The organism is Sulfuricurvum sp., from assembly GCF_049305995.1.
Lineage (GTDB): Bacteria > Campylobacterota > Campylobacteria > Campylobacterales > Sulfurimonadaceae > Sulfuricurvum.
Genome location: NZ_JBAQPS010000395.1, coordinates 1 through 6,243 on the forward strand (window position 1 = coordinate 1; position 6,243 = coordinate 6,243).

Sequence of the window (6,243 nt, forward strand, 5' to 3'; positions counted from 1 at the left end):
CTTTTATCAATGATCAACCTACACAAAATATATCTCTTGACGATGCAATTAAAAAATTAAAAGGCTCTATCGGAAGTTCCATTACAATCACTACTGATCAAAATATTTCATATACCCTGACCAGAGATAGAATCGCATTTATTTCACACTTAAAAATTGGAAGCGACCTTTTAGTTATCAAAATTTATATGTTTGATCAATACATTCCAAATAGAATTAAAACAATTCTTGAGCAATATCCACAAAACATGAATATCATATTAGACATACGTAATAATAAAGGTGGTTTAGTTAATAGTATAGAAGAAACCCTCAGTTTATTTACACAGCCCAATACGGAACTATTTAGTCTAACCGATCGCTCTTTCAAGAAATATGATACTTTCAAAATAGTTTCCACCAATCCTATGAAAACAGTTCCGAAACCAGTATATATCATCATCAACCATACAACCGCATCGGGAGCATTACTCTTTGCGAAAACAATGCAAAGAGAAAATGCTATTGTTATCGGTACATCAAAAGAAACCGTTAGCTCAAGCTATAGGGTAATAACTTTTTCAGAGAATAACGCTCTTAAATTACCCGTTGGAAAGTTTTATTTTCCCGATGGAACTGTCGCTTCAGGCACAACGGTAAAATCCGATATTCCACTCGATACCGATTCTTTGGATAATGAGGCACTTTATGAAAAAATTGCAACCATAATCAAAAATCGCTAATTTTACTGATTGGCTAACTTCGAAGCACATTGCTCAAACGAGGTCGAATCGATCACCGGCATCAGTTTGATATCGACTGCTTTGAGCAACAGTGTCACATTGCACCCCTCACAAAGTTCCATCCGCTCGAAGGCATCAGTCGTGATGAGAGAATTGAGTTTTCCACAAGGAGTTTCAACAGAGACTTCACTCAGCACCAACCCCTTACGAAAATGTTGCAGTTCGCCGGAGAGATGATTTTCAATCGAAACACTCCCCTCTTTAGCTCCCTTGCAGATAGCAATGGCCGCTTCTTGGACACGGCACTCTACCTCATCACCGATATGGAGCCATTTAGGTACTTCGGTTTTGAGAAGTTTTAATTCCATATCATTAGCACGTACGGTGATACAGCTGAAAAACTGATCACTTTTGATATCTTCAACTTTTGCACTAAAAGTGTTCACCGTAAACTCCTACCAGAGATAAATAACGATCTTTTTATCGATTACATTTTCAAATTGCTCTAAAATCATCCCCGCTGTAGAGGTTGGTCCGAGATGACATCCTGAACACGCACCCAAATAACGGAGCCAAATTTCAGGAGTATCACCACCGATATAGTTCACAAGAGCGACTCCACCGCCATCACTAGCGAGGGTAGGAGCGAGGTTCTCAGCAATCACCATCTCGACTTTCGCTCTTTGAGAGGATTCATCCATCATTCGAAATGCGACATTTATGTCGGTCGCCTCTGACATATTACTGACATAAGTGAGGAGTGAGTGGGCTTGTGCTTCACCGGCATGAGCGGCGCGGATCATCCATTTCATCGAGGTTAAAACATCCTCTTCACGGAGTAAAATCCCGAGTTTGAGTTGAGCGGTTGGCATGTTGGCTTCGGCTGCAGTTGTGTAGTAACGGATGGCTTCGGCTTTATCCGCAGTGACACCAATCCCGTTTTCATACATTCCACCCATATAAAAAGAAGCGGTCTCATGCCCATACGCTGCCGCGCGTTCAAAGAGTGTAAAGGCTACAGAGATATTTCTCTCTACTCCATACCCTTTAACATACATGGTTCCCAGATTGACCATTGCATCCGTATTCGTAGCACTAAGCGGTTCCCAAATCGATTTAGCTACCATATACTCTTTTTTATCATAGGCCGCGATTGCGCTCTCCATTAATGGTTGTGCTTCCATACTCTTCTCCTCAAGTCGTTTTAAATTGCTGCGTAAATCGCTCATCGCCTCTTCGTACGTATCACCGTACCCTTTAACATCAGGAAAATCACAGCTGTATATCTCATAGCCGTCACCTTCTTCATTACTAAAGTAGTGATAATGGGTACGAAGTTCATCCATGTGCGTGTTACCTCACTTTTGGTTCTTATATGCAACCGTCGTTCTATCGTAGAGAATAGAAAATGCATTTTGCTATTAAAATCTAGACATGAAGGGGCAAAGATGATTGCTATTCCCGTCGAAACTGATACACAAGATACGATGAGTACGAAACTTTTTGGTAATGCCAAATTTTTCGCACTTGTCGATCCGCTCACGAAAAAAAGTACTATCATCTCCAATGAAGGGTGCGGTAATGGAATCAAAACCGCCTCCTTCCTAGCAGACTCAGGTGCAACATCAGCCCTGTACGGTTTTTTAGGCGACGGCCCTTTTCATGTCATGGTACGTGAGGGGATCTCTGTTTATTGGCTCGGTAAAGAGACAATGAGTTTGGATCGTGCGATCGATGTCGCACTATCTGAGAGTTTAATCCGGGTCACTCCTGAGAATGCGTCGGATTATCTCGATCCTGGAACCAATGCAGGTGCGTGCGAATGTGGGTGTACCCATGACTGAGATTATCACTAATGAAATGGTTGAAATACGTAATCTTATCGTTGAGACCGTTGCCAAACGCAATGCGCTCAAACTCGAAATGGAACATTGGTATGAGAGCAACTCCAAACGCTTTCCTAGTACTAATGAGCTCATCACCGTCGATTCGACGCTGAGTGAACTTGACAGCCACTACAAACGGCTGTGGGATTACCATAATAGCCGATCAAGAGCTTCATGAGTACCTTTTCATCCGATGGACGTCTGCTTACCGATATCGGTGAGATAGAGCAATATCGGAGGATATTGGATAAAGACAGTGTCAAAAGCGGAGAACCCCATTGGGCGAGTATGGGGAAAAAGACGATCACCCTTATATGACCTAAAACACAAGGATTATACTATGAATGAAAATCTAAAAAAAGAACTGTTAAAACATGCACGTAATGCATTTGAACTGGCTTGTACCTTACGTGAAAACGAACGTGTCGAAGTCTATCTCTATGATGGAGCGGTAAAAACCAGCGATGTTTTGAGCGAAGATGAAAAAATAGTCTATAGCCCCAATAGAATTTTGTGTTATCAAGTGTGGGGGCACGATTACCTCGAAGAGGAGATCCGTGCATGGATCGATCATGCGAGATTAGAGATTACCCCAAAACCACTCGAAGAGAGTATCGTTGAAACTCTGAATAAAATTGCTGCTTCCAAAGGAGTCTCCTCTGATGAAATCAGCTCTTACGAAGTGTTTGCTAATCTCACAATGGATCAACTCGAACAGATTGAGCACGCAATCATCGGATATTGGTGGGATAACAAAGAGGTTGAAAATGCCAAATCATTGGCATTGGAGCAGATTAATGAAGCCTTAGCAAGTATAAAAGTATGATTCTTTCTCTTCATTTTAGTGATAAAATTATACATATCGATATTACAGCCGATCAATTTATACAGCTTCGTAATCCAATAATCCATAAAAGCGAAATCGAAAAAATAGCCTTAGAGTGCAGTGTAGACCTAGATATCCTAATCCAGTATGCGGCAGATTTACAAAAATCAACCAAAGAGACACTGGAATTTGATACTTCATGTGACTATAGTGACCATCTTTAATCAAAAGTGTATTAGGTTTCTTGCATAGTCTCAGTTTTCGTTCGTGGTGAGCTCAAGGAAACATCGCTTCGCGAGCGGTACCCTTGTTTTGTCGAACCATGAACTTTTCACTTTTCCAGCATCCGATAAACTTCTTTTCAGTGTGCTACTTTGACGACATACACACTCACAATCTCATCTTCGATTTCGTATAAAATCCGATAATCCCCTACTCTGATCCGATATTTTTCATCACCGCTCAGTTTTTTACACCCTATAAGTCTGGGATTGCTTCCGAGTTCTTGGATATGAGAAACTACCCTTTTTAAAACCACCGATGGAAGATTTTCGATCTCTTTCGCCGCCGATTTTTTGATCTCTATTTTATAACTTGCCATTGGCTTCCAGCTGTTTTAAAAACGACTCGAACGAAAGACTCTCTTCATTTTTTCGCTCCTCAAAAGCTCTTAAATCACTGCTATCTTCTCTAAATGCGTCGATAACGATGTTATTGACGAGTGATGAGAGCGATTCGGAGGTCTCTACTGCTTTGAGTTTGAGGAGTTTTAGGATGTCCTCATCGAGGGTAATGGTGGTGCGTACACTCATACTATCTCCTTTTTAGAGCATTATAACACAAATACATCATAACATCATAACATCATGATGTTAAGGATAAAATATCCCCTCAGTCCCCACTCAACAACTCTGTATTATAATTGCGCCAATACTTTACGCATCGAAACACACTAAGGAAAAACTCAATGGGCTTATCAATCGGACTTGTCGGACTACCAAACGTCGGGAAATCAACCACTTTTAACGCACTCACCAAAGCACAAAACGCCGAAGCGGCAAACTATCCGTTCTGTACGATCGAACCGAACAAAGCGACCGTTCCGGTTCCTGATATCCGATTGACTGCATTGGCTAAAATAGTTAATCCTGAGCGTATCCAACACTCAACTCTCGATTTCGTCGATATCGCCGGTCTCGTTAAGGGAGCCAGTAAAGGTGAAGGGTTAGGAAATAAATTCCTCTCTAACATCCGCGAAACCGAAGTCATCTTGCAAATCGTCCGTTGTTTCGAAGATGATAATATCGTTCACACCGAGGGGCGTATCGATCCTCTGCTCGATGTTGAGATCATCGAAAACGAACTGATCTTCGCCGACATCGAAGTATTGACAAACCGTATCGATCGACTCAAAAAACAGGCGAAAAACGATAAAGATTCTGCTGTTATGGCAGAATTTGCCGAAGAGTTGGCGGAGTTTTTGGCGGAGGGGAACCTCGCTCGTAACTTTCCGAAAGCGGATAGCGAAATGTATGAAAAACTGATGAGTGAAACTCGACTTCTTAGTGCCAAAGAGATCATGTACGGGGCGAACGTCGATGAAGACAGCTTAACCTCCGATAATGAGTTCGTTAAACGTCTCCGCGAACACGCGGCGAAACACGGGTGTGAAGTAATCAAACTGTGTGCAAAAATCGAAGAAGAGCTCGTCGGTATGGAAGATGATGAGCGTGACGAATTCCTACGCGATATGGGTGTCGAAGAATCAGGTTTAGAGCAAATCATCCGTAAAGGTTTTGATAAACTCGGACTTATGAGTTACTTTACTGCAGGTGTCAAAGAGGTTCGTGCATGGACGATCCACAAAAATACGACGGCTCCGAAAGCAGCCGCTGTTATCCATAACGACTTCGAAAAAGGGTTTATCCGCGCTGAAGTAATCGGTTATGAAGATTTCATTGCCTGTGGCGGTGAAGCCAAATCGAAAGAAGCGGGGAAAATGCGATTGGAAGGGAAAGAATATATTGTGCAAGACGGTGATATCATGCACTTTAGATTTAATGTATAATTTAGAATTTACCCTCTTTGGGCAAAATTACTGAGTAGGAGTATCCTATGTCTCTGTGCTATGCTGGTCCAAAACCTCTTATTTCCTCGCATGGAATTGAATTTGATCACAATAAAGAGGATAAGTTTGTCTATCTCAGTTTTGTCGCAGAGTTGATACATGCATTGGATCATGAATACATTGATGGGGAGCGTTATATCACAATAACCGAAAAAAAACCTCTAGATCCTGACACTATATTTTCTCTTATCAACACCTACGATTCAGCATTGGATCAAAAAATTTCAGATCGAATAAAAAAAGTTGAAGAAGAAATTGCTACTCAAATTGAACACGCACATAGCAATCGTCTTTTATGTGACGAAGAGCATCAGGTGTTAGTGAAAAATATTGAATTTTTGCATCAATACCGTATTCAACGTGCCATCAATAAAACCGTTTACTACAGTGGGATTAAGAGTTTGGCCCACATTATCCAAAAAGGGCATATCGACTATATTATTGCCCCAATGTTTCCAATTTTCGTCCATGTTTTTCACTCAATTCAAGGAGCACTTACGAAACTATCTCCCCCTATCAATAGTGAAATTGATATTTACGAAGAAAATGAGCATCTCAAAGTACAACTCAATCTCAAAAAAATTTAATTGATCCTTGCAATCGTTTGAGTAAAACGGACATTATGCCCACTCGAAATACCTAGCTCCATCATCTCTTTCTCGCATAGCATCACAATAGTAG

At 41.2% G+C, this 6,243-nt stretch carries 12 protein-coding genes; 8 read left to right on the plus strand and 4 right to left on the minus strand.

The features are described 5' to 3' along the window. On the plus strand, window positions 1-722 hold a 722-nt coding region (locus tag WA010_RS13170), incomplete at its 5' end, for a S41 family peptidase (protein WP_422557575.1). A 2-nt stretch (window positions 723-724) separates the two neighbouring features. Here WA010_RS13170 and WA010_RS13175 read toward each other — a convergent pair. Continuing rightward, the gene (locus WA010_RS13175; RefSeq protein ID WP_422557576.1) at window positions 725-1,168 is read right to left on the minus strand and encodes a TOBE domain-containing protein; all 444 of its coding nucleotides are present in this window, start codon (window positions 1,166-1,168) and stop codon (window positions 725-727) included. A gap of 9 nt (window positions 1,169-1,177) precedes the next feature. After that, window positions 1,178-2,068, minus strand: coding sequence for a NifU family protein (locus tag WA010_RS13180; protein ID WP_422557577.1), 891 nt, complete (start codon window positions 2,066-2,068; stop codon window positions 1,178-1,180). Between the two features lie 102 nt (window positions 2,069-2,170). On the opposite strand from WA010_RS13180, the gene WA010_RS13185 reads away from it, so the two are divergent. The 5 genes from WA010_RS13185 to WA010_RS13205 are packed head-to-tail and all read left to right on the plus strand — an operon-like array spanning window position 2,171 to window position 3,658. Further along, window positions 2,171-2,566 carry a NifB/NifX family molybdenum-iron cluster-binding protein gene (locus WA010_RS13185; RefSeq protein ID WP_422557578.1) on the plus strand — a complete coding sequence of 132 codons (396 nt, stop codon included), beginning with the start codon at window positions 2,171-2,173 and terminating at the stop codon, window positions 2,564-2,566. Then, a complete protein-coding gene (locus WA010_RS13190) occupies window positions 2,559-2,786 on the plus strand; it encodes a hypothetical protein (protein WP_422557579.1) in 228 nt (75 codons plus the stop codon). Before WA010_RS13185 ends, WA010_RS13190 begins: the two co-directional genes overlap by 8 nt. Next, complete coding sequence (locus WA010_RS13195) at window positions 2,783-2,926, plus strand: hypothetical protein (protein ID WP_422557580.1); 144 nt, start codon at window positions 2,783-2,785, stop codon at window positions 2,924-2,926. The genes WA010_RS13190 and WA010_RS13195 overlap by 4 nt, the downstream gene beginning before the upstream one ends. A gap of 22 nt (window positions 2,927-2,948) precedes the next feature. Then, a complete protein-coding gene (locus WA010_RS13200; protein WP_422557581.1) occupies window positions 2,949-3,434 on the plus strand; it encodes a hypothetical protein in 486 nt (161 codons plus the stop codon). After that, window positions 3,431-3,658: a hypothetical protein gene (locus WA010_RS13205; protein ID WP_422557582.1), complete on the plus strand. Its 228-nt coding sequence runs from the start codon at window positions 3,431-3,433 to the stop codon at window positions 3,656-3,658. Before WA010_RS13200 ends, WA010_RS13205 begins: the two co-directional genes overlap by 4 nt. 137 nt (window positions 3,659-3,795) lie before the next feature. Here the strand turns inward: WA010_RS13205 and WA010_RS13210 are convergent, their stop codons facing one another. Further along, window positions 3,796-4,035 carry a type II toxin-antitoxin system RelE family toxin gene (locus tag WA010_RS13210; protein WP_422557583.1) on the minus strand — a complete coding sequence of 80 codons (240 nt, stop codon included), beginning with the start codon at window positions 4,033-4,035 and terminating at the stop codon, window positions 3,796-3,798. Beyond that, entirely contained in the window at window positions 4,022-4,246 is a 225-nt protein-coding gene (locus WA010_RS13215) for a hypothetical protein (protein WP_422557584.1), read from the minus strand. Before WA010_RS13215 ends, WA010_RS13210 begins: the two co-directional genes overlap by 14 nt. 155 nt (window positions 4,247-4,401) lie before the next feature. Here WA010_RS13215 and ychF point away from each other — a divergent pair, with 155 nt between their 5' ends. Together ychF and WA010_RS13225 are read left to right on the plus strand one after the other, a co-directional pair. Beyond that, window positions 4,402-5,502 (plus strand): redox-regulated ATPase YchF, encoded by a 1,101-nt coding sequence (ychF, locus tag WA010_RS13220; protein WP_422557585.1) that lies wholly within the window; start codon window positions 4,402-4,404, stop codon window positions 5,500-5,502. Window positions 5,503-5,549: 47 nt separating this feature from the next. Further along, the gene (locus tag WA010_RS13225) at window positions 5,550-6,149 is read left to right on the plus strand and encodes a hypothetical protein (protein ID WP_422557586.1); all 600 of its coding nucleotides are present in this window, start codon (window positions 5,550-5,552) and stop codon (window positions 6,147-6,149) included. Window positions 6,150-6,243: the final 94 nt, after the last annotated feature.

Bases quoted from the DNA above. Each gene is read 5' to 3' on its own strand.
- WA010_RS13210 (WP_422557583.1), bottom strand. From the start codon at position 4,035: ATGGCAAGTTATAAAATAGAGATCAAAAAATCGGCGGCGAAAGAGATC.
- WA010_RS13195 (WP_422557580.1), top strand. From the start codon at position 2,783: ATGAGTACCTTTTCATCCGATGGACGTCTGCTTACCGATATCGGTGAG.
- ychF (WP_422557585.1), top strand. From the start codon at position 4,402: ATGGGCTTATCAATCGGACTTGTCGGACTACCAAACGTCGGGAAATCA.
- WA010_RS13215 (WP_422557584.1), bottom strand. From the start codon at position 4,246: ATGAGTGTACGCACCACCATTACCCTCGATGAGGACATCCTAAAACTC.
- WA010_RS13205 (WP_422557582.1), top strand. From the start codon at position 3,431: ATGATTCTTTCTCTTCATTTTAGTGATAAAATTATACATATCGATATT.
- WA010_RS13225 (WP_422557586.1), top strand. From the start codon at position 5,550: ATGTCTCTGTGCTATGCTGGTCCAAAACCTCTTATTTCCTCGCATGGA.
- WA010_RS13180 (WP_422557577.1), bottom strand. From the start codon at position 2,068: ATGGATGAACTTCGTACCCATTATCACTACTTTAGTAATGAAGAAGGT.
- WA010_RS13185 (WP_422557578.1), top strand. From the start codon at position 2,171: ATGATTGCTATTCCCGTCGAAACTGATACACAAGATACGATGAGTACG.
- WA010_RS13200 (WP_422557581.1), top strand. From the start codon at position 2,949: ATGAATGAAAATCTAAAAAAAGAACTGTTAAAACATGCACGTAATGCA.
- WA010_RS13190 (WP_422557579.1), top strand. From the start codon at position 2,559: ATGACTGAGATTATCACTAATGAAATGGTTGAAATACGTAATCTTATC.